This window comes from Streptomyces sp. NPDC059874 (assembly GCF_042731135.1).
Taxonomy (GTDB): Bacteria; Actinomycetota; Actinomycetes; order Streptomycetales; family Streptomycetaceae; genus Streptomyces.
The window spans coordinates 186,443-206,984 of record NZ_JBHWJY010000004.1; the positions used below are offsets into that span (position 1 = coordinate 186,443).

Consider the following 20,542-nt stretch of genomic DNA (forward strand, 5'->3'; position numbering starts at 1 on the left):
ACGCCCGGAGCGGATCGGCCGCGGGGCACGCTCAGCCGTTCGTGTCCTCCTCCCCGCCGGCGGGCCGCTCCCCGGTCGGGGCAACGGGTGGGGGCGCCGCTTCGGTCGTGCTCGCGGGAGGATGGGCGCGCAGGTAGCCGACCACGGTGTTGCCCACGGCCACGAGCGGGACCGCCACGACGGCCCCGCCGACCCCCGCGATGGTGCCGCCCGTGGCGACGGCCAGGACGACGGCCAGCGGGTGGACCCGAACGGCCCGGCCGAGGATGAACGGCTGCAGGACGTGCCCTTCGATCTGCTGCACCACGAGGACGACCATCAACGCCATCAGCGCGGTGAAGACCCCCTCGGTGACGAGCGCGACGACGACCGCGAGTGCTCCGGAGACGACGGCGCCGACCAGGGGCACGAAGGACGACAGGAAGATCACGACGCCGATGGGGACGGCGAGCGGCACGCCCAGGAAGTAGATGCCCACGCCGATGAAGACCGCGTCGATCAGCGCGACGATCATGGTGCCGCGCACGTACGCGGTGAGTGTCCGCCAGGCACGCGGGCCGGCGCCCGCGACCCCGGGGCGGGCGTTCGCGGGGACCAGCCTGAGCGTCCACAGCCAGATGCGCCTGCCGTCGTACAGCAGGAAGAGGGTGGCGAACATGGCCAACAGCAGGCCGGTGATCACCTCCACCAGCACGGTCACGCCTCGCAGGCCGGTGGAGGTGATCTCACTCGTACTGGTGCCGATGGTGTCGCTCAGGGCGTCGGCGATGTCGTTGATCTGTTTCTCCGTGACGTGCAGGGGACTGTCGACGAGCCACTGTTTGAGCTCCTCGATGCCCTCCTGAACCCGTTCGGAGAGATTGCCGAGATTGTCGAGCACCTGCCAGACGATGAACCAGCCGACCAATCCGAGCAGCACGAATCCGCAGGTCGCGGTGAGCGCCGTCGACCCGCCCCGGGAAAGTCCGTTTCGCTGGAGCCGGCCGACCGTCGGCTCCAGGAGCGCGGTGACCAGCAGGGCGACGACGAACGCGAGCACCACCAGCCGTACCGCCCCGATGACCCGCATCAGCACCCAGAGGGTGGCGGCGAGCACCAGGAACCGCCAACCGGCCTCCGCGGCCACCCTGACCGCCCAGGGCACCGCGGCGGCGGGGTCCCTCAGTCGGGGGCGAGCACCGCGTGGCACGGCCGCAGGCGCCGACTCGCCCCACCCTCCGGCGTCCTCCGCGTCCCGTTCGGCCTGGAGCAGCGCGCGACGCTCGGCGAGCACCGCGGCCCTCTTCTTCAGGCGCCCGGGCCAGCCACGCACGTTGGGCAGTCGTGTTCGGTTCACCTCACGGTCCCTCCGAACGCTTTTGGCAGGAAGACTCCTTCCAGGCTGGCGGCTGCTCCGCCCTTCGGCACCCCGGGAGGCCCGGGCGCGAGCCCCGGGGAGCCGGCCCACCGCATCCTCGGCGGGGGCTGCGCCGTTGATCCCCAAGTGACCGTCACGACCGAGATGAGGAACCTGTGAGCAGCCCAGTCCGGCTTTCGGCAGAGTGCCTTGACGCCCTCCATCACGTGAAGGAGACGCGGGAGATCAACACCGTGGTCCTGCGCTGCACGGACATCGCGGATGTCCTGGTACTGGAGGCGGAAGCCAACCTGACCCATGACGAGCTGCTCCAGTCCCTGCCCGCGGACGAGCCGCGTCTGGTGGTACACGAGCTGTGTTTCGCCACCCCGGAGGGCGCGCGCAGGAGTGAGCGGCTGCTGATCTTCTGGATGCCCCCGGGCGCCGGCGGGCAGGAGGAGATGTACACGGTCGGCTTCACCGCCCTGAAGGAGTTCCTCACCGACGTTCACGTCCACCTCACGGCCCGGCGGAAAGCCGAGCTCGAGTACCGAAGGCTCGTCGCCCTGGCCGGTTGAGGGGGCCGGTGTCCGCCACGGCCGGGGTGCACGGCGCACCGGTGGCCGCCGCGCGGTGCTCCGCGCGGCGGCCGGCGGCTGATTCGCCCACTGGTGTCAGGCGGTCGGGTCAGACCTTTCCACGCCATTCCCCGGTGGCCGTGCCGCGGTCTTCGATGAAGTGCTTGAACCGCTTCAGGTCGCCCTTCACCTGCCGGTCGACGAACCCGAGCTTGTCGCCGATGTTCTCCGCCATGCCCTCCGGGTCGAAGTCCATCATCAGCGTGACCTCGGTGTGGGCGGGGTCGATCGGACGGAACATGACCAAGCCCGACTGCTCGGTCTCGCTGCCCACGGTGACCCAGGCGACCTTCTCGTCGGGGATCTGCTCGGTGATCTCCGCGTCGAACTCCCGCTCGACCCCGGCGATCTTCGTCACCCAGTGCGTGAGGGTGTCCGTGCGCTGCTCGATCCGCTCCACACCATCCATGAACTGCGGGAACGACTCGAACTGCGTCCACTGGTTGTAGGCCGTCGTCACCGGCACGTCAACTTCGATCGATTCCTTCACCTGCGACATCAGAGAGCTCCCTTTCGCCTGTCGTCCGCGGCCGTGGCCTGCGGCGTTCGGTTCATCCCTCCCCCGACTGCACGCGCCTGCCCGCGTTCCGGTACCACAACCACCCCGGGGAACGGCGTGGGCGGCGTGTCCGCGGCGACCGGCCCACCCCGGCCGGCGCTGCCGCGGCCCTTCGGCATGGAGACGACGGAGGACCGTCGTGTGCCCTACGCTCCGCGCATGGAACGCGCGGAGGTTCTCAAGCGAGTGATCGGCATCCTCACCGAGGCACAGGAGATCCGACGGATGGCCGAAGCCGGGGAGGAGAACGACGGCGGGGGGAACGCCGGAGTCGCGACCCAGCTGCTGAACGAGATGCTGCCGTCGATCAGTGTCCCCGCCGACGCGACGCCGCAGGAGGTGGCCGGCCTCGTCGCCGAGGCGCTCGGTCCGGCCCTGCACACGATGGTCTCGGGGTTCAGCCTGGCGTTCACCAGCCTCGCCATGGCGCACGACGCCGGTCGGACGGACATCACCTCGATGGAAGTCCTTCAGGAACTCGCCCTCGAAATCGAGGGGGGAAGCTATGACGAAGGAGCCTGATCCGGATGTTCAGGGAACCTCGGGGACGAAGGGCAGGTAGTCGGAGTCCGGGCCGGACGGGATGACCGTGTAGCTGGCTTCGGGGAGCTCGTTCCAGATGCCGGGCAGGTCTCCCAGCGGCTCGGAGACCACGATGCGGGACGTGTCGGACACGTTGCTCAGGTAGTCCAGTTCCGGATAGAGACGGCGTACGGTCTCGGCCTTGCTGCTGTAGAACAGCGACCGCGTCTTGCCCTGGCTGGAGTAGCGGAAGGCCCATACGCGGATGCCGTCGCTGACCGCCACCGTCATCTGGAGGGGGTCGGCGACACCGTGCTGCTCCCCGAGCCGCTCCACGAGACCCGCCATCCTGGCGACCGCGCCCGGAACGTCCTGGTCCAGGCCGAAGGTCACCGCGAGGTAGAACATCACCTCCGAATCGGTGGACCCCTCGATGGAGGGGAACAGCGCGGGGTCGACCGCCATGCACAGGTCCCGCTGCAGCCGCTCGAACTCCGCGATGGAACCGTTGTGCATCCACAGCCACCGGCCGTGCCGGAACGGGTGGCAATTGGTCTGCTGGATCGCCGAACCCGTCGAGGCACGGACGTGCGCGAAGAAGAGGGGTGAGCGCACATGCGCGGCCAGCTCCCGCAGATTGCGGTTGTTCCAGGCGGGCCCGATGTCCCGGAAGACGGCCGGCGTGCTGTCGCCGTCCACGCTGTACCAGCCGATCCCGAAACCGTCGCCGTTCGTGGATTCCACGCCCAGCCGGGCGCGCAGGCTCTGGTTGATCAACGAGTGCTCCGGGCGGTACAGCAGCGTGTCGAGGAGCACCGGCGAGCCGTAGAAGGCCAGCCAGCGACACATGCGCATCATCCCTTTCGTGGCTGACTTCGAGCCTAACCCCGAGGGTGCTCACGTCGCCGCAGGCGTGCTCCGCGGCGGGCCGCCGGTTCAGCCAGCCGCGGTGCTCTCGGCGAGGGCGTCGACGACGGCGTGGAGGCTGCGCAGGCGGCGGTGGGTGCGGCGTTGGCGGTCGGCGCCGCCGCCGTTGGCCCGCAGGCGGTCGAGGAGGGTGACCGTCATCGGCATGTCTCCGGCCCCTTCCAGACCCGGGGCGGCCCGCTCCACGAGCGCGCCGACCAGGTCCCAGGCGGGCACCCGCAGGCCGCTGCGCAGGTCGAGTCCGTCCCCCGCCAGGCCGTGGAGGGCCGCGAGGCGGTGTGCGGTGTGCAGCGCCCTCGATCCGACCGGCGTCGGCTGGAGACCTGCTTCGACGTCCCGGCAGAGGACCGTGGCGAGTCCCCGTACGAGGACGGCCAGCAGCACCGGCACGTCGAGGTCGGAGTTCACGTCGGCGACGCGGATCTCCAGGGTGGGCACGTGTTCGGAGGGCCGCGCGAACCAATAGATCATCCGCCGGTCCATGAGCCGGCCGGTGCGCAGCAGGGTTTCCACCGTGCGTTCGTACCGGGCCTCGTCGAGGACCGGTGCGGGCCCGACGGTGGGCCAGAGGGCGTGCTCGACCCATCGCCAGCTCGCGTACCCGGAATCCGTGCCCCGATTGAACGGCGAGTTGGCGGCGAGGGACTGGAGGACCGGCAGCCAGGGGCGCATGTGGCTCGACAGGGCCAGGGCCCGGGCCCGGTCGGGCATGCCGATGTGGACGTGGCAGCCGCAGACCACTTGGCGGCGGTCGCCGAGGACGTGTGCGTAGCGGGCGGCCATCCGCTGGTAGCGCGGGTCGTGCGTGACCTCCAGTGGCTGTTCCGGCGGGAGCACCGGGGTGCCCGAAGCCACCAGCAGGCAGCAGGCGTCCGCACTCGCACGGCTCACGATGGCCCGCAGCCGGGCGAGTTCCGCCCGCAGTTCGGCACTGTCCGACGTGGGGCGGGTGCAGGTCTCCACCTGCGTGGTGTAGAACTCCTGCTGCACCTGCCCGCCGAGGATTCCGCGCGTGGCCGCGATGACCTGCGGTGCGCGGCCCGCCGGCGCGCGGCTGCCGCGGTCGACGAGGAGGAACTCCTCCTCGACCCCCATGGTCAGCAGGGTCCGATCGGGCATGCGTACGGACCGCACGGGCTCCTTGCGACGTGCCGGGCCGTCCCCCGCGATGCCGCCGGCCGCCGCTGACACCGTCGCCGTCATGTGCGGTCCCTTCGTGAGAACAGGCAGGTCTAGGGGTGCTGGTGTGCGGCTACCCCGGTGGGCTGCTGCGACACGCCCGGCTACGGCTCCCCGACGGCTTCGTGGAAGGGGGTGTGCGTACAGTCACGCGGCGGCTTCAGCCTGTTCGCGGCGCGCGGGGCCCGCTCGTTTCACTCGTCCTTCGGGCTCACCCAGTGTGTCCCTTTCCCGCTCTCCTTGCCTGTCAGCTTCTCGGGCTGCTGCGGCCGGTCGAGACGGCTGGCCTCGTCCGTGTCGGCGGCGGCCGTCTTCTCGTCGTCGTGGCGATCGCCGCGCGGCTCGTGGCTCCGGGCCTCCGATCCGTGGTGGTGCGGCATTCCTCCTGCTCCGCCCTGCTCGTCCATGGTGGCCCTCCTCGTTCCCGTTCCGACCCCCGCGTGGCGGCTGCCCGGCTCCCGTCCGCCGAAACGGTCACAGCATGACGTGCTTGACCTGGGTGTAGTCCAGGAGGCCGGACAGGGAGAGATCGCTGCCGTAGCCGGAGTGTTTGACCCCGCCGTGGGGCATCTCGGAGACGGTGGTGCCGTGGGTGTTCACCCAGACGATGCCGGTGTGGAGGGCTCGGGTGGCGCGCATCGCGCGGTCGTGGTCGGTGGTCCACACGCTCGCGGCCAGGCCGAAGCGCACGCCGTTGGCGAGGTACAGCGCCTCGGCCTCGTCCGCGAAGGGCTGCACCGTCACGACGGGGCCGAAGATCTCCTCCTGCACGATCTCGTCCTCCTGGCGCACGCCGGCGACCACCGTCGGCTCGTGGAAGAAGCCGGGGCGCGGGAGCCGGCCGGCTCCGGTGACGATCTCGGCGTGGGGCGGCAGGCGGTCCAGCAGGGCCCGTACCGAGGCGAGTTGGGCGGCGCTGTTGAGCGGGCCGAAGTCGGTGCCGGTGCGGAGCCTGCCCGCCGCGGTGGCGAAGGCCGCGAGGAAAGCGTCGTGGATCCGGCGGTGGACCAGGAGCCGGGTGGGTGCGGTGCAGTCCTGGCCGGCGTTGTAGTAGGCGACCGCGGCGAGTGCGGCGGCGGTGGGCTCGACGTCCACGTCCTCGTGGACGATGACGGGGGCGTTGCCGCCGAGCTCCAGGTGGACCCGTTTGAGGCCGGCCGCGGCGGCCGCGGCGATCTCCTGGCCCGCGCGGACGCTGCCGGTGACGGCGATCAGGGCGACGGCCGGGTGGACGGTGAGGGCCCGGCCGGTGTCGCGGTCGCCGCAGACGACGTTGAGTACGCCCGGCGGTAGGTGCCGCGCCGCGATCCGGGCCAGCAGCACGGACGAGGAGGGGGTGGTGTCGGCGGGCTTGAGCACGGTGGTGTTTCCGGCGGCGATCGCCGGGGCGATCTTCCACGCGGCCATCATCAGCGGGTAGTTCCAGGGGGTTATCTGGGCGCAGACGCCGACCGGTTCGCGGCGCAGCAGTGAGGTACGGCCCTCGGTGTACTCGGCCGCGGCGGCGCCCGGGAGGTTCCGGGCGGCTCCGGCGAAGTAGCGGACGGTGTCGATGATCGCGGGCAGTTCCTCGTCGCGGAACTGGTCCGAAGGCTTGCCGGTGTCGCCGGTTTCGGCGGCCACGAAGGCCTCCGCGTGTGCCTCGATGGCGTCGGCGATGCCGAGCAGCGCGCGCTGCCGGACCGCCGGGGTGGTGGTGGACCAGTGCGCGTACGCCGCTGCCGCCGCGAAGCAGGCCGCGTCGGCGTCGGCGGGGCCGGAGCGCGGGGCGTGGCGGTGCACCCGGCCGGTGGCGGGGTCGGTGAGGGCCATGGACGCGCCCGACGCGGCGGGGCGGTCCACTCCCCCGATGTGGTTGTGCAGGGCGTCAGCCACGGCGCAGTGCCTCCTCGGCGGCGGCGCGTCCGGTGCGTACGGCGCCTTCCATGTAGCCGGCCACCCACTGGTCGGATCCGCAGACGTAGAAGGGGGGTTCGTGGGTGCCGTGCAGGGGGCCGACAGCCGTGACGTCGCCGGGGGTCCACTGGGTGACGTATCCCTGGGTCCAGGGGTCGGTGCCCCACAGGCGCAGGTGGGTGGCGAGCGGCCGGTGGGCCTCCTCGCCGTAGAGGCGGGCGATGGCGGCCAGCAGCTCGGGGGTGCGCAGCGGGCCGGGAGTGCCGAGCAGAACGCCGTAGCGTTCCGGGGGGACGAGGGCGGAGAGGATGCCGTCGCTCTGCGGCCAGGTGCTGCCGAGGACCCCTTCGCATTCGGAGAGTCCGCTCCGGCCCCGGGCCCGCCAGAAGGGTGTGTCGTAGGCGGCGACGAACTTGGCGGCGAGGGCGTGGCGTTGGCGGTGGAGCGAGGCCAGGCGCGCCTCGGAGACGCCGGTGACGGCGACCGACCGGAACGGGCCGGCGGGGAGGGCGCTGACGACGGCGGCCGCGGTGAGGGTCTCACCGCCCGCGATCCGCACGGCGCATCCTCTCGGCTGCCGTACCGCGATCGCCTCGACCGGTACGCCGGTGCGGATGCGCGCGCCGAGATCCTCGGCCATGCGCAGCGCGACCGTTGCGGAGCCCTCGGCGACCCGCAGGCCCTCCCAGGCCTCGTAGTCGTAGTGGCCGGGGCCGGGTACGGCGGCGTGCTTGCGCAGGGCGGCGAGGAGGGAGGTGCGTTCGTACGAGCCGTCCGCGAGGGCGAGTTGGCCTATTTCCCAGAGGCGTACGACGGCGGGGCCGGCGCCCTGGGAGCGTAGCCAGTCGCCGACGGAGAGCCGGTCGAGGGCGGTGGCGTCGGGGTGGGACCAGGGGTCGGCCGGATCGACGGTCCGGGCGAGCTCGGTGAAGGCGGCGGTGACCTTCTGGTGGCAGGCGCCGTCGCCGGGACCGAACCAGTGGGGCGGGTCTCCGGCGGACGTTCCTTCGGGGGTGTCGCGGGTGAGCGCGCCGGGCTCGGCGACGTAGCTGGGGACCAGGGTGAGGCCCAGTTCCGCGGTCAGGGCCGTGTAGGCGGTGTGTCCCCGGCCGACGACCTCGCCGCCGAGCTGGACGAGTCGGCCGTCGGCGAGTTCGGTCTGCTCGACGCGTCCGCCGACCCGGTCGCGGGCCTCGAGGACGAGGACGTCGGCTCCGCCTGCGGCGAGGTCGCGTGCGGCGGTGAGGCCGGCGAGTCCGGCGCCGAGCACGATGACGTCGTGGTTCATCGGGTGTTCCTCCGTTCGGTCCGTTCGGTCCGGTCAGTCCAGGACGAGGCAGTGCTCGGGCTTCCAGGCGATCTCGACCCGCTCGCCGCCGCTCCAGCGGTCCTCCATGCGGGAGCGGATGGTGTTCTGCTCGAGGACGGACACCGTGACGCCGGGGGCCAGTTCGATGAGGTAGGTGGTGGTGGGGCCCGAGTAGACGGTCTCGCGGACGACTCCGCCGATCGTGGCCATGCCCGGCTCGAAGTCGGAGAGCCAGATCTTCTCCGGGCGGATGGAGAGGCTGACCCGGCTGCCGTCCTCCACACCGGTGCGGACGCCGACGGACAGGGCCGGGCCCTCGTCCAGGACGACCCGGCCGGAGCGGTAGGTGCCGGGGACGAGGTTGGAGGTGCCCATGAAGGAGGCCACGAAGCGGCTCGTGGGGCGCTCGTACACGTCTTCGGGCGTGCCGCACTGCTCGATGCGGCCGTCGTTCATGACGGCGAGGCGGTCCGACATGGTCAGGGCCTCGTCCTGGTCGTGGGTGACGAAGACGAAGGTGATGCCGACCTCGCGCTGGATCTGCTTGAGCTCGACCTGCATCTGGCGGCGGAGCCCCAGGTCGAGGGCGGCCAGCGGTTCGTCCAAGAGCAGGACTTGGGGCCGGTTGACCAGGGCCCGGGCGAGGGCGACGCGCTGGCGTTGGCCGCCGGAGAGCGTGGGCGGCTTGCGGCCGGCCAGCCCCCCGAGCTGTACGAGGTCGAGCATCTCGGTGACCCGTTGGCGGATCTCCGCGCGGGCGACGCCCTTGCGCTTGAGGCCGAAGGCCACGTTGTCGGCGAGCGAGAGGTGGTCGAAGAGCGCGTAGCTCTGGAAGACGGTGTTGACGTTGCGCTTGTTGGGCGGGCGGCCGGTGACGTCCTCACCGTCGAGCAGGACGCTGCCTTCCGTGGGGTCGGCGAAGCCGCCGGTCATGCGCAGCAGGGTGGTCTTGCCGCAGCCGGAGGGGCCGAGGAGGGAGAAGAACTCGCCCTGCGCCACGTCGAGTTCGACCTCGCGCACGGCGTAGGTGCCGCCCGCGCCCGGGTACTGCTTGCTGACGCGATCGAGGCGGACGGCGGGGGTCGGGTGCACGGCTGTCGGGTACATGGGGATCACTTCCCGGAAAGCAGGTCGAGGCCGCCGCGGCGCCCGAACAGGCGCGGGATGGCGAGTGCGAGGACGATCAGGGCGACGGAGCCGGCCAGCATCAGCGTGCCCACGGCGTTGATGGTGGGTTGGACGCCGAACCTGATCGCCGAGTAGATGCGGACGGACAGGGGCTGCGGGTCGACGCCGGTGGTGAAGTACGCGAGGACGAAGTCGTCGAAGACCAGGGCGAAGATCAGCACTCCGGAGGCCAGGATGCTGGGGAGCAGCGCGGGCAGGGTCACCAGGAACAGGGCCTGCCGGCGGGTGGCGCCGAGGTCCATCGCGGCCTCCTCGACCTCCGGGTTGAGGGCGGCGATGCGGGAGCGCAGGATGACCGTCACGTAGGAGATGGAGAAGGTGATCTCGGCGAGCATCACGGTGGTCGTGGACAGGGTGATGCCGAGGCCCTTGAAGAGCATCATCGCCGCGACGCCGGTGACGATCTCCGGTGTGATCAGCGGGACGAGCATGACCAGTCCGGCGAACGAACCGAGTCGGGAGCGGGCCCGGACCAGGCCCAGGGCCAGGCTCACTCCGAGGACGAGCGAGCCGGCCATGGCGACCAGGGACACCTGCAGGCTCATGCCGAGCGAGTCGATCAGTACGTCGTCGTGGAGGAACGCCGTGTACCAGCGGAGGCTGACGCCGTCGAAGACGGTGAGGGATTTCCGAGCGTTGAAGGAGAACAGGACGACGACGCCGACGGGGAGGTAGAGCAGCCCGAAGAAGAGCGCGGTGACGGCGATGGCGAAGCGGGGACGGCGGTCGGCTCCCCGGCGCGGGCGCGGGCGCCGGCCCGTGCCGGGGCGAGGGCGGAGCTTCATCGGGCCGCCTCCGCTTCGTCCTTGCGGGCGCGCCGCAGGTAGCCGAGCATGCCGAGCAGCAGGACCGCCATCAGCAGCATGGTCAGGGCCGAGCCGAGCGGCCAGTTCTGGCCCTGGAAGAACTTGTCCTGGATCAGGTTGCCGATCATGATCTGGTCGGGGCCTCCCATGAGCTGCGCGCTGACGAAGTCGCCCATGGCGGGCAGGAACACGAGGACGCAGCCGGCGGCAGCGCCTTGGCGGGTGGCGGGGACTGTGACGAACAGGAAGGTCCGCAAGGGGCCGCCGTAGAGGTCGCGGCCGGCCTCGATGAGCGAGGTGTCCATGCGTTCCATGGCCGCGTACAGCGGGATGATCATGAAGACGATGAAGCCGTAGGCAAGTCCGGCGATGACGCCCGGGCCGGTTTGGAGGATCTTGGTGCCGTCGTCGGCGAGGCCGATCGTGCGCAGGGCCTCCAACAGCGGTCCGTCGTCGGAGAGGACGACGGACCAGCCGTACATGCGCACCAGGTAGTTGGCGAAGAACGGCACGACGATCGCGGCGATCAGCAGGTTCTTGAACCGCCCGCCGCGCAGGGCGATGGCGTAGGCGACCGGGTAGGCCACGACCAGGCAGATGAGGCAGGTGATCAGCGCGTAGCCCAGGGAGCGCAGGAGGACGGTGCGGTAGGCCGGATCGGCGAGTGCGGCGAAGTTCTCGAAGTTGAGCCCGAAACGCGGGTTTCCGAGCGGATCGGTGGTGCCGAAGGCGAGGGTGGCCACCAGCAGGAGGGAGGCGAGGAGGAATCCGGTCATCCAAAGGGTGCCGGGGAGCATGAGCCGGGTCCACAGCCCCGCCTCCGAGACCGCCGGCCCGCCGCGCGGCCGACGGGCGGCCGCGGATCGGTCGCGTCGGGCCATGTCAGCCGGCCTTCACGTCGGTCCAGGCGGTGTCGCGGCGTTGTTCGCCCTTCGCGGTGGCGTTGCGGAAGTAGTGGTCGTCCTTGAGGTCGTCCGCCGTCACCAGGCACTGGGGGAACGGTTCCACGAGCGCGGTGTAGGTGTCCTCGCTGCCGCGGACGGGCATCGGGTAGCCGATGTACTCGATGTTCTTCTTCACGTTCTCCGGGCGGAGCATGTAGTCGATGAAGAGCATCGCGGTGCCGGGGTGTTGCGCGTTGGCGGGGATGGCGTAGCAGTCGGAGTTGACGGGGGCGCCCTCCTGGGCGACTTCGAAGCCGAACACGGCGGGGTCTTCCGCCTGGGCGAGCATGGCGGCCATGTCCCCGCTCCATGCCTGGGTCATGTCGGCGTTGCCGTTGAGCAGGTTGTTGTAGCTGTCGCTGGAGAAGCCGCGCAGACGGGGGCGGAGCGAGCGCAGGGTCTCGGTGACCTTCGCGAGCTCGTGCGGGTCTTCGGTGCTGAGGCCGACGCCGAGCTTGAGCGCGCCCATGCCGAGCACCTCGTCGCGGTCGTCGAGGACGAAGACCTTGCCCTTGGCCTGCTCGTTCCACAGGTCGTCCCAGGAGCCTGTCAGGTCTCCGAGCCGGTCCCGGCGCCAGCCGATGCCGGTCTTGTACATGGTGAAGGGGACGGTGTGCCGGGAGCCGGGGTCGTACCAGGGGTTGGCGAAGTAGTCGTAACCGCCGAATACGGCTTCGGCGTTCTTCAGTCGGCCGTGGTCGATCGTGCGGAGCTTGCCGCCGGCGGCGAGGCGCTGCGACCACTTCGCCGTGGGGAAGACGATGTCGTAGCGGTTTCCGGCGTTGAGCTTGGCGGCCATGCCTTCCATGGAGTCGAAGTTCGACTGGATGACCTTGACGCCGTACTCCTTCTCGAAGCCTTCGAAGACGGCGGGATCGACGAAGTCGGCCCAGTTGAAATAGACCAGGTCGCCGTCGACCTTGACGTCGATCGGCGTGTCTTCGGTCGCCTTGCCGGCCGGATCGTCATCGGCTGCGAATCCGCAGCCGGCCGCGGCGAGGCCGAGGGCGGCGGCGCTGCCGGCGCGGAGGAAGGAGCGTCTGGTCAGGGAGTGTGCCTCGGGGGACATCGGGGGTCCTCTCCGTAGGGGGGCCGTGGGGAACGGCGGGGGCTCGGACGACGGTGCGTCAGGCGTGGGGGGTTGCTACTGCCGGGTGCGGTTCAGGGCTGAGCGGCGTCGGCAGCGGTGTCGAGGTCGGCGCGGATACGGGCGGCGAACCAGCCGACGGCAGATTCGCGGCGGGACAGGGGCCCGGGTTCGAACCCGGGGGTGGTGAGCCCCTTCTGTACGCGGGCGACCAGCTCGGCGTCCTCGTCGTTGGTGATCCAGCCGATGTGGATGTTCAGGCGCCGGGCCAGCCGGGTGCGCAGACCGGTGCCGCGGCGCGTGTAGAACGCTCCGGGTACCGCCACGCGGTCGACCGCCGTCGGGATCGCGGTCCAGGCCAGCACGTGGTCGGGGTAGAAGTCGATGAGGGTGTTCGGGTAGATGACGGCGTACCGCCAGACCCGGCGGTCCGCCTCGGCGAGACCCGGCATGGGCGCGGCGACCCGCTGGTAGAGGCGTTCGGCCCAGTTCGAGGACGGCTTGTCCCGCAGCGGCGATGCGAACAGGGCGTAGGACTCCTCCAGTTCGCAGGTGTAGCCCTGGTAGTCGAGCAGTCGCATCAGTCCGGGGTGGGCCACCGGGACGTGGTAGCCCTCCAGGTAGTTGTCGACCGCCACTTTCCAGTTGGCCTGCTGTACCTCGGCACGGGCAAGGTCGTGGATCCGGTCGCGGCCGACCGGCACCAGGTCGGCGTCGGCGTAGTGGCCGACCGCCTCGGCGAGTCCGGCGCAGCTCTTGGCGAGCGGTACGGCGTCCGGGTCGAGGTTGACGAAGACGAAGCCGAGGAAGGATTCGACGCGGGCCGGGAACAGGCCGAGTCTGGGCTTGTCGAGGCAGGGGATCTGCCGGGCTTCCGGGGCGCCGACCAGGCTTCCGTCGAGGCGGTAGGTCCAGCCGTGGTAGGGGCAGCGGATCGCCTTGCCGGCCGGTTCGGGGGCGTTGACCAGGCGCGTTCCGCGATGGCGGCACACGTTGAGGTGGGCGGCCAGGGAACCGTCCTCGGTGCGGACCACCAGGACCTCGCGGCCCGCGACCGTGGCGGCGAGCCTGGCTCCGGTGGCCGGCAGGTCCGATTCGTGGCAGACGAGCTGCCAGGACCGGGCGAAGACGTGCTGCGTCTCCGCTGCGGCGGTGTCGGGGTCGGTGTAGTAGCGGGCCGGCAACGCGGGGCCGGGAATGTCCTGACCGGGCGGGCCGAGCTGGGTTTCGGGGGCTCTGGACTGCATCGGATGACTCCTCCGTGCCTGCCGTGAGGTGATCGGTGTCCGCGGTCGGTGTCGAGGCCGAACCGGTTACGGCATGACGGTCCGGACGGGCGCCGGAATCTCGCTGACCGATTGGACAGTCAGATTGCTGGCTCGTTTCCGCCGGGTCAAGACTTGTGCGCTGACCGATCGGTCAGCTAGCGTCATTCGTGGCTGACCGATCGGTCAGTGAGCGTGCCGCCTGTCGCCCCTCCGGCATGTACGAGGTTTCGTCCCGCTTCCGGGACCGACCGAAGCCGGAAGGCACCGCCCCGGCATCCGCCCGGGCCCGCACCACCCTCACACCCTCACCACTTGCACCGCATGCACGAAATGCATCTTCTGCACCGTGTGTCATCGCCTGCACCGTGTGCACCACCAACCCCCCACTCCTCCCCGGAGGCACGCATGAGCGGTCGTCGGCGTCTGGATTGGCTCGGGCTCACCCCCGAGCCCGAGCGGGAGCTCCCCGCAGCGGTCGCCGCCCTGCGCGCTTCGGCGCGTACGGAGCGGGCCGAGCTGGCCGCCGCCGAGCGGCGGCGCGTGGAACGCCTCGTCCTGCACGGCAGCCGGCACCGCTGGCTCCGCTACCTGGCCGAGGTCACCGAGCTGGTGACCACCGCGGCCACCGCCGCGGAACAGGAAGGCCGCGTGGCCGCCCTGCACGCCGCCGAGGTGGTCCTCGACCACCACCGCATGCTCATCGGTCTCCCGGGACCGGGATACGACCGCACCGCCGAGGACCGCGCCGCACTCGAGCGCGCCGTACGGCGCCTGCGCACCGACGACCGGACAGGAAGAAGCCGATGACCACCATCCGACTCCCGACGCCACGGTGTCCCGGCTCCGTACTCGGAGCGGCACCCGGCGTCACGGAGAGCGTCGAGGCCTACCGCGCGACCGGCGGCTACGCCGACACCCCCGGCCCGGAAGCGCTGCTTCGCCACCTCGCCGCATCCGGTCTGCGCGGACGCGGCGGGGCCGGCTTCCCCGCCGCCGTCAAGCTGCGCGCCGTCCGCGATCGCGGCGGAGCTCCGGTGGTGGTGGCCAACGGCGAGGAGGGCGAACCCGGCTCGGTCAAGGACCGCTGGCTCCTGCGGGCCAGGCCCCATCTGGTCCTCGACGGCCTCGCCCACGCCGCCGCGGTCACCGGCGCCGTACGGGGCTACGTCTACCTCTCCGACCCGGAAGCGGCCGCACGCGTCCGCGGGGCCCTCGCCGAACGGGAGCCGCACCTGCCCGTCGACGTCGTCGAGACCGCCCGCACCTACGTGGCCGGTGAGGAGAGCGCGGTCGTCCGCCGGATCGACGGCGGACCGGCCCTGCCCACCGCCAAGCCGCCCCGGCCCTTCGAGCGGGGCGTCGGCGGCGCGCCGACCCTGGTCTCCAACGTCGAGACCCTCGCCCGCATCGCCCTGACCGCCGCACACCCCGACCTGCGCCGGACGATCGCCCGCTCCACCCTGGTGACGCTGTCCGGCGGGAACGCGGACCCCGTGCTCACCGAAGTCCCCTACGGCGTCCCCCTGCGCACCCTGGCGGCGGCGCACGGCACCCCCGAAGCCGCCGGGGCCCTCATGGGCGGGCTGTTCGGCGGCCTGATCGACGCCCGCGCCCTGGACCTCCCGCTCGAACCCGACGCACTCGCCGCGGCGGGCACCGCGCTGGGCTGCGGGGCGATCCGCTTCCTCGCCGCCGACGCCTGCCCGGTGGGCACCGCCGCCGACGCCGTCGGCCACCTCGCCGACGAGAGCGCACGACAGTGCGGAGTCTGCGTGTCGGGCACCACCGCGATCCGCGACACCGTGCACGCCCTCGCCGCGGGCACCGCCGGACCGGAGGCCCCGGACCGGTTGGAGCGGTGGTCGCAGGGCCTGCCCGGGCGCGGCGCGTGCGGCCTGCTCGACGCCGCCGCGGCCACCGCCGGCAGCCTCCTGCGCACCTTCCCCGAACTCGTCCGGTCCCACCTGCGCGGGCCGTGCCCCGACTGCGCCGCCGGCCCGCCCGGGGATGGTCGCGGGCGCCGCCTGGTGGTGGCCGTACCGGAGGTCGCCGACGCACCCGCGTCCCTCACCCGCTTGCCCGTACTGAAAGGGACACCGTGAAACTCCTGCTGGATTCCACCCGCTGCCAGGGCTACGGGCTGTGCCAGGAGCACGCACCCCACCTGGTCGAACTCGACGAATGGGGCTACGCGAAGGTCATCGCCGTCGCCGTCCCGCCCGGCGCCGAGGAAGCGGCGAGCGCCTGCGCCGCGAGCTGCCCCAACTCCGCGCTCCGAGTGGAGAAGTGACATGGGACGCGATCTGACCGCGCTCTTCGACCCCCGTTCCGTGGCCGTGGTCGGCGCCAGCGACGACCCGGCGAAGTACGGCCACGCGGTGGCCTCCCAAGCGTTGCGCGCCGACGGGCGCCGCCCGGTGCACCTGGTGAACCGGCGCGGCGGCACCGTCCTCGGCCGGCGCGCGGCCCCGTCCCTCGCCGCCATCGGCGAACCGGTCGAGCTGGTGGTGATCTCCGTCCCCGGCAGCGGCTTCGAGGCCGCCGTCGAAGACGCCCTGGCCTGCGGGGCGAAGGCGATCGTCGGCATCACCGCGGGCTTCGCCGAGGCCGGCCCGGCCGGACTGGCCCGGCAACGCGCGGTCGTCGCACGCGTCCGGGAAGCCGGAGCCGTCCTCGTCGGACCCAACTGTCTGGGCATCGCCGACAACACGACCGAGCTCTACCTCGCCTCGGACCGCTTCGCGCCCGGCGGTGTCGCCCTGCTGAGCCAGAGCGGCAACCTCGCCCTCGAACTCCAACTCCGCGGCGCTCCGCACGGCCTGGGCTTCTCCCGGTTCGTCTCGCTCGGCAACCAGGCCGACGTCACCCTCGTCGACCTCGTCGAGGACTGCGCCGGCCACGAGGCGACCACGGCGATCGCCGTGTACGCCGAGGACTTCGGCGACGGCAGGGCCTTCGCCCGGGCCGCCGCCGCGGCGGGAAAGCCGGTGGTCCTGCTGACCGCCGGGCGCGGCTCCGCGTCGGCCCGCAGCGCCCAGTCGCACACCGGGGCGCTCACCACCTCGGCCGACGTGGTCGCGGCCGCCTGCCGCGACGCCGGAGTCGAACTCGTGCGCACGCCGAGGGAGATGACCGTCGTCCTGGCCGCGCTGAATGCGGGGGCCCGTACGAGCGGCCGGCGTACGGCGGTCTTCACCGACGGCGGCGGCCACGGAGCGATCGCCGCGGACGCCGCCGAGGACGCCGGGCTCGACGTGCCGGAACTCGGCGCGGCGACCCAGGACGGACTGCGGACCGTGCTGTGGGAGCAGTCCTCCGTCGGCAACCCCGTGGACCTGGCCGGAATGGGCGAACAGCGGCCCCTCTCGTACGCGGACACGGTCGGGGAGCTCCTCGCCGCCGACGAGGTCGACGCCGTCCTGATGACCGGGTACTTCGGCGGGTACGCCGCCTCCGAAGGCGGCCTGGGCAGCGGCCCTGCCGGTGGCTCCGTACTCGCGGACGGCGAGACCAGGGCCGCCAAGGAGATCGTCACGCACCTCGCCGGCGCGGCGAAGCCCCTGGTCGTGCAGTCGATGTACCCGCGGTCGCCGAGCTGCCGGGTGCTGGCCGAGGCCGGAGTGCCGGTGTTCTCCTCGACCGAGGACGCCGCCCGTGCCCTCGCGGCGATCACGGGGCGGGCGGCCGGGCCCGCACCCGGGATCGTCCCGCTGCCCTCCCCGGCCGTAGAGCTCGGGGACCCCGGATACCACGGAGTGCGGGCGCTGCTGGCCGCCGCGGGGGTGCCGTTCCCGGCCGCCCGCGAGGTCACCGACGAGGCCGGACTGCTCGCCGCGGCCGCGGAGTTCGAGGGCCCGTACGTGCTGAAGGCGCTGCACCTGCTGCACAAGTCCGACGCGGGCGGGGTGGCCCTGCGCCTGCCCGACCGGGCCGCGCTGCTCGCCGCGTACCGGGAGATGCACGCCGGGCTCGGTGCCCCCGCCTACTCGGTCGAGGCGATGGCCGACCTCTCGGACGGCGTCGAGCTGATCGTCGGGGTGAACCGGGACCCGCGGTTCGGGCCGGTGGCCATGGTCGGGTTGGGCGGGGTGCTCACCGAGACCCTGCGCGACGTGGCGTTCGCCCTGGCGCCCGTACCGGCCGCGCGGGCCGCGGAGCTGCTGCGAGGGCTGCGGTCCGGCGCCCTGCTGGACGGCGTACGCGGTCGGCCGGCGGTGGACGTGGCCGCCGCGGCCGCCGTGATCGAGCGGATCACCGAGGTCGCCGCCGCCCATCCGGAGATCGCCGAACTGGAGGTCAACCCGCTGCTGGTGCGCCCGGACGGGGCGCTGGCCCTGGACGCCCGGGCCGTCCTGGGCTGAGGCCCACCCCCTTCCCCCATCCCCCGAAGGAGATCAAGAGGACCATGGACTTCCGCTACACACCCGAGCAGACCGAACTCAAGACCCGCGCCGCCGCCTACTCACGTCTCCTGATGACCTACGAGGACGAGTCCGAGGTGGCCGGCGGCCCGCTGCCCGCCGACACGGTCCGCGAGCTGACCCGCGCCGCGATCGACGCCGGCGTCTACGCCATCAACATGCCCGCCGAGTGGGGTGGCGCCGGCCTGTCGCTGCTGGACCAGGTCATCGTCGAGGAGGAGTTCGGCAAGGTCACCAACTGCCTCTGGGACATCCCCTGGCGGCCCGCGAACGTCCTGGCGTACGGCACCGAGGCGCAGCGGCAGAAGTACCTGCTGCCCGTCATCCGCGGCGAGCGGTTCGACGCGTTCGCGGTGACCGAGCCGGGTGCGGGCTCCGATCCCGGCTCGGGAACGAGCACCGCCACCCGCACCGAGGGCGGCTGGCTGCTGAACGGCGAGAAGTGGTTCGTGACCTGCGGTGACATCGCGGACTTCCTGCTGGTGCAGGCCGACGCGGGGCCCGAGCGGGCGGCGACCCTGTTCTTCGTGGACAAGCAGGCGCCGGGGGTCGAGATGACGCGGGTCCCCCGGTTCATGCACTCCGCGGTGAACGGGCACCCCGAGTTCACCTTCCACGACGTCTTCGTCCCCGACGAGGACGTGCTCGGCGGTGTCGGCAACGGCTACGAGCTGACCAAGGAGTGGTTCACCGACGAGCGGCTGATGATCGCCGCCCGGACCGTCGGGGCCGCGGAACGGGCCCTGGAGCTCGCCCGCGACTGGGCGGTGGAGCGCCGCCAGTTCGGCTCCCCCATCGCCGACTTCCAGCTGATCCAGGGCATGCTCGCCGACTGCGCCGTCGACATCGCCGTCAACCGCGCCTACACCCACCAGGTCGCATGGGAGGCCGATCAGCCGCACACCGACCCCAAGACCCTGCACGCCAAGGCGTCGACGGCGAAGCTCGCCGCGAGCGAGGCCGCCGGGCGGGTCATCGACCGGTGCGTGCAGATCTTCGGGGGCCGCGGCTACGACCGTTCGTACCCGGTCGAGCGCATGTACCGGGAACTGCGCGTCGACCGCATCTGGGAGGGCACCTCCGAGATCCAGCGCCTGATCATCGCGAACGAACTCGTCAAGCGCGGCACCCGGGTCCTGGCCCTCCCCCACTGAGACCGCCCGTACGACCGCACCTGCCCCACCCACCGAAAGGACCCAGAGGACCCCATGGACTTCCGACTCACCGCACGGCAGCAGGAGCTCCAGGGCGCTGCCCGCGAACTCACCGAGTTCATCATGAAGTACGAACTCGGCTGCGAGGAGAACAACGGTCTGCCCCCGCAGGCCCACACCAAGATCCGTGACGCCGTACTCGACAGCGGACTGCAGGCCGTCAACATGCCCGCCGAGTGGGGCGGCGCCGGCCTCACCATCCTGGAGCAGGTCATCGTGCAGGCGGAGCTCGGCCGGCTCACCGGCGCGCTCTGGGACATGGTGTGGCGGCCCGCCAACGCCCTGTCCCACTGCACCCCCGAGCAGCGCGACCGGTACCTCGTGCCGGTGATCCGGGGCCGGCGCCGCGACTGTTACGCGGTGAGCGAGCCCGAGGCCGGCTCGGACCCGCAGAGCATCCGGACGACGGCGACGCGGACCGACGGCGGCTGGGTGCTGAACGGCGAGAAGTGGTTCGTCACGGTCGGCGACCACGCCGACTTCATGATCGTGCTCGCGGCGGCCGGGGAGGAGCGGGCACCGACCCTGTTCCTCGTCGACAAGGACACGCCGGGCGTGGAGATGACCCGGGTACCGCGCTGGATGCACACGTTCGTCTACGAGCACCCCGAATTCACGTTCACCGAGGTGCACGTGCCGGACGACGCCGTGCTCGGCGAGGTGGGCGACGGCTACGACATCACCCGCTCCTGGTTCACCGAGGAACGGCTGATGATCGCCGCCCGGACGATCGGAGCGGCGGAACGGGCCCTGGAGCTCGCCCGCGACTGGGCGGTGGAGCGCCGCCAGTTCGGCTCCCCCATCGCCGACTTCCAACTGATCCAGGGCATGCTCGCCGACTGCGCCGTCGACATCGCCGTCAACCGCGCCTACACCCACCAGGTCGCCTGGGAGGTCGACGAGGGGCTCGTCGACCGCAAGACGCTGCACGCCAAGGCCGCCATCGCCAAGTTGTCGGCGAGCGAGGCGTCCGGCCGCGTCATCGACCGGTGCCTGCAGATCTTCGGGGGTCGCGGCTACGACCGCTCGTACCCCGTCGAGCGGCTGTACCGCGAACTGCGCGTCGACCGCATCTGGGAGGGCACCTCCGAGATCCAGCGCCTGATCATCGCGGGCGAACTCGTCAAGCGGGGCACGGGCGTTCTGCGGATGCCGGCCGGCGAGGGCGCGGGGGCCCGGTGACCGACGACGCACCGGCCACCGGTGGTGGACGGCCGGCCGGCGGCGGGCGCGTGACCGCCGCCGGCC

The 20,542-nt window shown here is 71.9% G+C and carries 20 protein-coding genes; 8 read left to right on the top strand and 12 right to left on the bottom strand.

What is annotated here, in order from left to right; all coding sequences use genetic code 11:
* Positions 1-31: 31 nt before the first annotated feature.
* Positions 32-1,321, bottom strand: coding sequence for an AI-2E family transporter (locus ACFV9H_RS04190; RefSeq protein ID WP_385393096.1), 1,290 nt, complete (start codon positions 1,319-1,321; stop codon positions 32-34).
* A 242-nt stretch (positions 1,322-1,563) separates the two neighbouring features.
* On the opposite strand from ACFV9H_RS04190, the gene ACFV9H_RS04195 reads away from it, so the two are divergent.
* Positions 1,564-1,914: a cofilin family protein gene (locus tag ACFV9H_RS04195; RefSeq protein WP_385393018.1), complete on the top strand. Its 351-nt coding sequence runs from the start codon at positions 1,564-1,566 to the stop codon at positions 1,912-1,914.
* A 109-nt stretch (positions 1,915-2,023) separates the two neighbouring features.
* Here the strand turns inward: ACFV9H_RS04195 and ACFV9H_RS04200 are convergent, their stop codons facing one another.
* Positions 2,024-2,473 carry an SRPBCC family protein gene (locus ACFV9H_RS04200; RefSeq protein ID WP_385393020.1) on the bottom strand — a complete coding sequence of 150 codons (450 nt, stop codon included), beginning with the start codon at positions 2,471-2,473 and terminating at the stop codon, positions 2,024-2,026.
* Between the two features lie 219 nt (positions 2,474-2,692).
* Here ACFV9H_RS04200 and ACFV9H_RS04205 point away from each other — a divergent pair, with 219 nt between their 5' ends.
* Positions 2,693-3,055, top strand: a complete 363-nt coding sequence (locus tag ACFV9H_RS04205) for a hypothetical protein (RefSeq protein ID WP_385393023.1) — start codon at positions 2,693-2,695, stop codon at positions 3,053-3,055.
* Positions 3,056-3,064: 9 nt separating this feature from the next.
* On the opposite strand, the gene ACFV9H_RS04210 is transcribed toward ACFV9H_RS04205, so the two are convergent.
* The 10 genes from ACFV9H_RS04210 to ACFV9H_RS04255 all read right to left on the bottom strand — a co-directional run bounded on the left by ACFV9H_RS04210 (position 3,065) and on the right by ACFV9H_RS04255 (position 13,638).
* On the bottom strand, positions 3,065-3,904 hold the full coding sequence (locus tag ACFV9H_RS04210) for a class II glutamine amidotransferase (protein ID WP_385393025.1): 840 nt from the start codon (positions 3,902-3,904) through the stop codon (positions 3,065-3,067).
* A gap of 87 nt (positions 3,905-3,991) precedes the next feature.
* Complete coding sequence (locus ACFV9H_RS04215) at positions 3,992-5,185, bottom strand: glutamate--cysteine ligase (RefSeq protein WP_385393027.1); 1,194 nt, start codon at positions 5,183-5,185, stop codon at positions 3,992-3,994.
* Between the two features lie 170 nt (positions 5,186-5,355).
* A complete protein-coding gene (locus ACFV9H_RS04220; protein ID WP_385393030.1) occupies positions 5,356-5,568 on the bottom strand; it encodes a hypothetical protein in 213 nt (70 codons plus the stop codon).
* Between the two features lie 67 nt (positions 5,569-5,635).
* Positions 5,636-6,973, bottom strand: coding sequence for an aldehyde dehydrogenase family protein (locus ACFV9H_RS04225; protein WP_385393098.1), 1,338 nt, complete (start codon positions 6,971-6,973; stop codon positions 5,636-5,638).
* A gap of 55 nt (positions 6,974-7,028) precedes the next feature.
* Complete coding sequence (locus ACFV9H_RS04230) at positions 7,029-8,345, bottom strand: flavin monoamine oxidase family protein (protein WP_385393033.1); 1,317 nt, start codon at positions 8,343-8,345, stop codon at positions 7,029-7,031.
* A 33-nt stretch (positions 8,346-8,378) separates the two neighbouring features.
* On the bottom strand, positions 8,379-9,473 hold the full coding sequence (locus ACFV9H_RS04235; protein WP_385393035.1) for an ABC transporter ATP-binding protein: 1,095 nt from the start codon (positions 9,471-9,473) through the stop codon (positions 8,379-8,381).
* 5 nt (positions 9,474-9,478) lie between these two features.
* Complete coding sequence (locus tag ACFV9H_RS04240) at positions 9,479-10,339, bottom strand: ABC transporter permease (protein ID WP_385393037.1); 861 nt, start codon at positions 10,337-10,339, stop codon at positions 9,479-9,481.
* Positions 10,336-11,241 carry an ABC transporter permease gene (locus ACFV9H_RS04245; RefSeq protein ID WP_385393039.1) on the bottom strand — a complete coding sequence of 302 codons (906 nt, stop codon included), beginning with the start codon at positions 11,239-11,241 and terminating at the stop codon, positions 10,336-10,338. Before ACFV9H_RS04245 ends, ACFV9H_RS04240 begins: the two co-directional genes overlap by 4 nt.
* 1 nt (position 11,242) lies before the next feature.
* On the bottom strand, positions 11,243-12,373 hold the full coding sequence (locus ACFV9H_RS04250) for a spermidine/putrescine ABC transporter substrate-binding protein (RefSeq protein ID WP_385393041.1): 1,131 nt from the start codon (positions 12,371-12,373) through the stop codon (positions 11,243-11,245).
* Between the two features lie 92 nt (positions 12,374-12,465).
* A complete protein-coding gene (locus ACFV9H_RS04255; RefSeq protein ID WP_385393044.1) occupies positions 12,466-13,638 on the bottom strand; it encodes an aromatic ring-hydroxylating dioxygenase subunit alpha in 1,173 nt (390 codons plus the stop codon).
* Between the two features lie 426 nt (positions 13,639-14,064).
* Here ACFV9H_RS04255 and ACFV9H_RS04260 point away from each other — a divergent pair, with 426 nt between their 5' ends.
* The 6 genes from ACFV9H_RS04260 to ACFV9H_RS04285 are packed head-to-tail and all read left to right on the top strand — an operon-like array spanning position 14,065 to position 20,476.
* Positions 14,065-14,466: a hypothetical protein gene (locus ACFV9H_RS04260; protein WP_385393046.1), complete on the top strand. Its 402-nt coding sequence runs from the start codon at positions 14,065-14,067 to the stop codon at positions 14,464-14,466.
* Complete coding sequence (locus ACFV9H_RS04265; RefSeq protein ID WP_385393048.1) at positions 14,463-15,761, top strand: NADH-ubiquinone oxidoreductase-F iron-sulfur binding region domain-containing protein; 1,299 nt, start codon at positions 14,463-14,465, stop codon at positions 15,759-15,761. The genes ACFV9H_RS04260 and ACFV9H_RS04265 overlap by 4 nt, the downstream gene beginning before the upstream one ends.
* On the top strand, positions 15,758-15,949 hold the full coding sequence (locus tag ACFV9H_RS04270; protein ID WP_385393051.1) for a ferredoxin: 192 nt from the start codon (positions 15,758-15,760) through the stop codon (positions 15,947-15,949). Before ACFV9H_RS04265 ends, ACFV9H_RS04270 begins: the two co-directional genes overlap by 4 nt.
* A 1-nt stretch (position 15,950) precedes the next feature.
* Entirely contained in the window at positions 15,951-18,020 is a 2,070-nt protein-coding gene (locus tag ACFV9H_RS04275) for an acetate--CoA ligase family protein (RefSeq protein WP_385393053.1), read from the top strand.
* A gap of 44 nt (positions 18,021-18,064) precedes the next feature.
* On the top strand, positions 18,065-19,234 hold the full coding sequence (locus tag ACFV9H_RS04280) for an acyl-CoA dehydrogenase family protein (RefSeq protein WP_385393056.1): 1,170 nt from the start codon (positions 18,065-18,067) through the stop codon (positions 19,232-19,234).
* A 54-nt stretch (positions 19,235-19,288) separates the two neighbouring features.
* Positions 19,289-20,476 (top strand): acyl-CoA dehydrogenase family protein, encoded by a 1,188-nt coding sequence (locus ACFV9H_RS04285; protein WP_385393059.1) that lies wholly within the window; start codon positions 19,289-19,291, stop codon positions 20,474-20,476.
* Positions 20,477-20,542: the final 66 nt, after the last annotated feature.

What these genes read in the sequence shown, in the direction of transcription:
- ACFV9H_RS04200 (WP_385393020.1), bottom strand. Translation starts at nt 2,473, where the DNA reads ATGTCGCAGGTGAAGGAATCGATCGAAGTTGACGTGCCGGTGACGACG.
- ACFV9H_RS04205 (WP_385393023.1), top strand. Translation starts at nt 2,693, where the DNA reads ATGGAACGCGCGGAGGTTCTCAAGCGAGTGATCGGCATCCTCACCGAG.
- ACFV9H_RS04210 (WP_385393025.1), bottom strand. Translation starts at nt 3,904, where the DNA reads ATGTGTCGCTGGCTGGCCTTCTACGGCTCGCCGGTGCTCCTCGACACG.
- ACFV9H_RS04215 (WP_385393027.1), bottom strand. Translation starts at nt 5,185, where the DNA reads ATGACGGCGACGGTGTCAGCGGCGGCCGGCGGCATCGCGGGGGACGGC.
- ACFV9H_RS04220 (WP_385393030.1), bottom strand. Translation starts at nt 5,568, where the DNA reads ATGGACGAGCAGGGCGGAGCAGGAGGAATGCCGCACCACCACGGATCG.
- ACFV9H_RS04225 (WP_385393098.1), bottom strand. Translation starts at nt 6,973, where the DNA reads ATGGCCCTCACCGACCCCGCCACCGGCCGGGTGCACCGCCACGCCCCG.
- ACFV9H_RS04230 (WP_385393033.1), bottom strand. Translation starts at nt 8,345, where the DNA reads ATGAACCACGACGTCATCGTGCTCGGCGCCGGACTCGCCGGCCTCACC.
- ACFV9H_RS04235 (WP_385393035.1), bottom strand. Translation starts at nt 9,473, where the DNA reads ATGTACCCGACAGCCGTGCACCCGACCCCCGCCGTCCGCCTCGATCGC.
- ACFV9H_RS04240 (WP_385393037.1), bottom strand. Translation starts at nt 10,339, where the DNA reads ATGAAGCTCCGCCCTCGCCCCGGCACGGGCCGGCGCCCGCGCCCGCGC.
- ACFV9H_RS04245 (WP_385393039.1), bottom strand. Translation starts at nt 11,241, where the DNA reads ATGGCCCGACGCGACCGATCCGCGGCCGCCCGTCGGCCGCGCGGCGGG.
- ACFV9H_RS04250 (WP_385393041.1), bottom strand. Translation starts at nt 12,373, where the DNA reads ATGTCCCCCGAGGCACACTCCCTGACCAGACGCTCCTTCCTCCGCGCC.
- ACFV9H_RS04255 (WP_385393044.1), bottom strand. Translation starts at nt 13,638, where the DNA reads ATGCAGTCCAGAGCCCCCGAAACCCAGCTCGGCCCGCCCGGTCAGGAC.
- ACFV9H_RS04260 (WP_385393046.1), top strand. Translation starts at nt 14,065, where the DNA reads ATGAGCGGTCGTCGGCGTCTGGATTGGCTCGGGCTCACCCCCGAGCCC.
- ACFV9H_RS04265 (WP_385393048.1), top strand. Translation starts at nt 14,463, where the DNA reads ATGACCACCATCCGACTCCCGACGCCACGGTGTCCCGGCTCCGTACTC.
- ACFV9H_RS04275 (WP_385393053.1), top strand. Translation starts at nt 15,951, where the DNA reads ATGGGACGCGATCTGACCGCGCTCTTCGACCCCCGTTCCGTGGCCGTG.
- ACFV9H_RS04280 (WP_385393056.1), top strand. Translation starts at nt 18,065, where the DNA reads ATGGACTTCCGCTACACACCCGAGCAGACCGAACTCAAGACCCGCGCC.
- ACFV9H_RS04285 (WP_385393059.1), top strand. Translation starts at nt 19,289, where the DNA reads ATGGACTTCCGACTCACCGCACGGCAGCAGGAGCTCCAGGGCGCTGCC.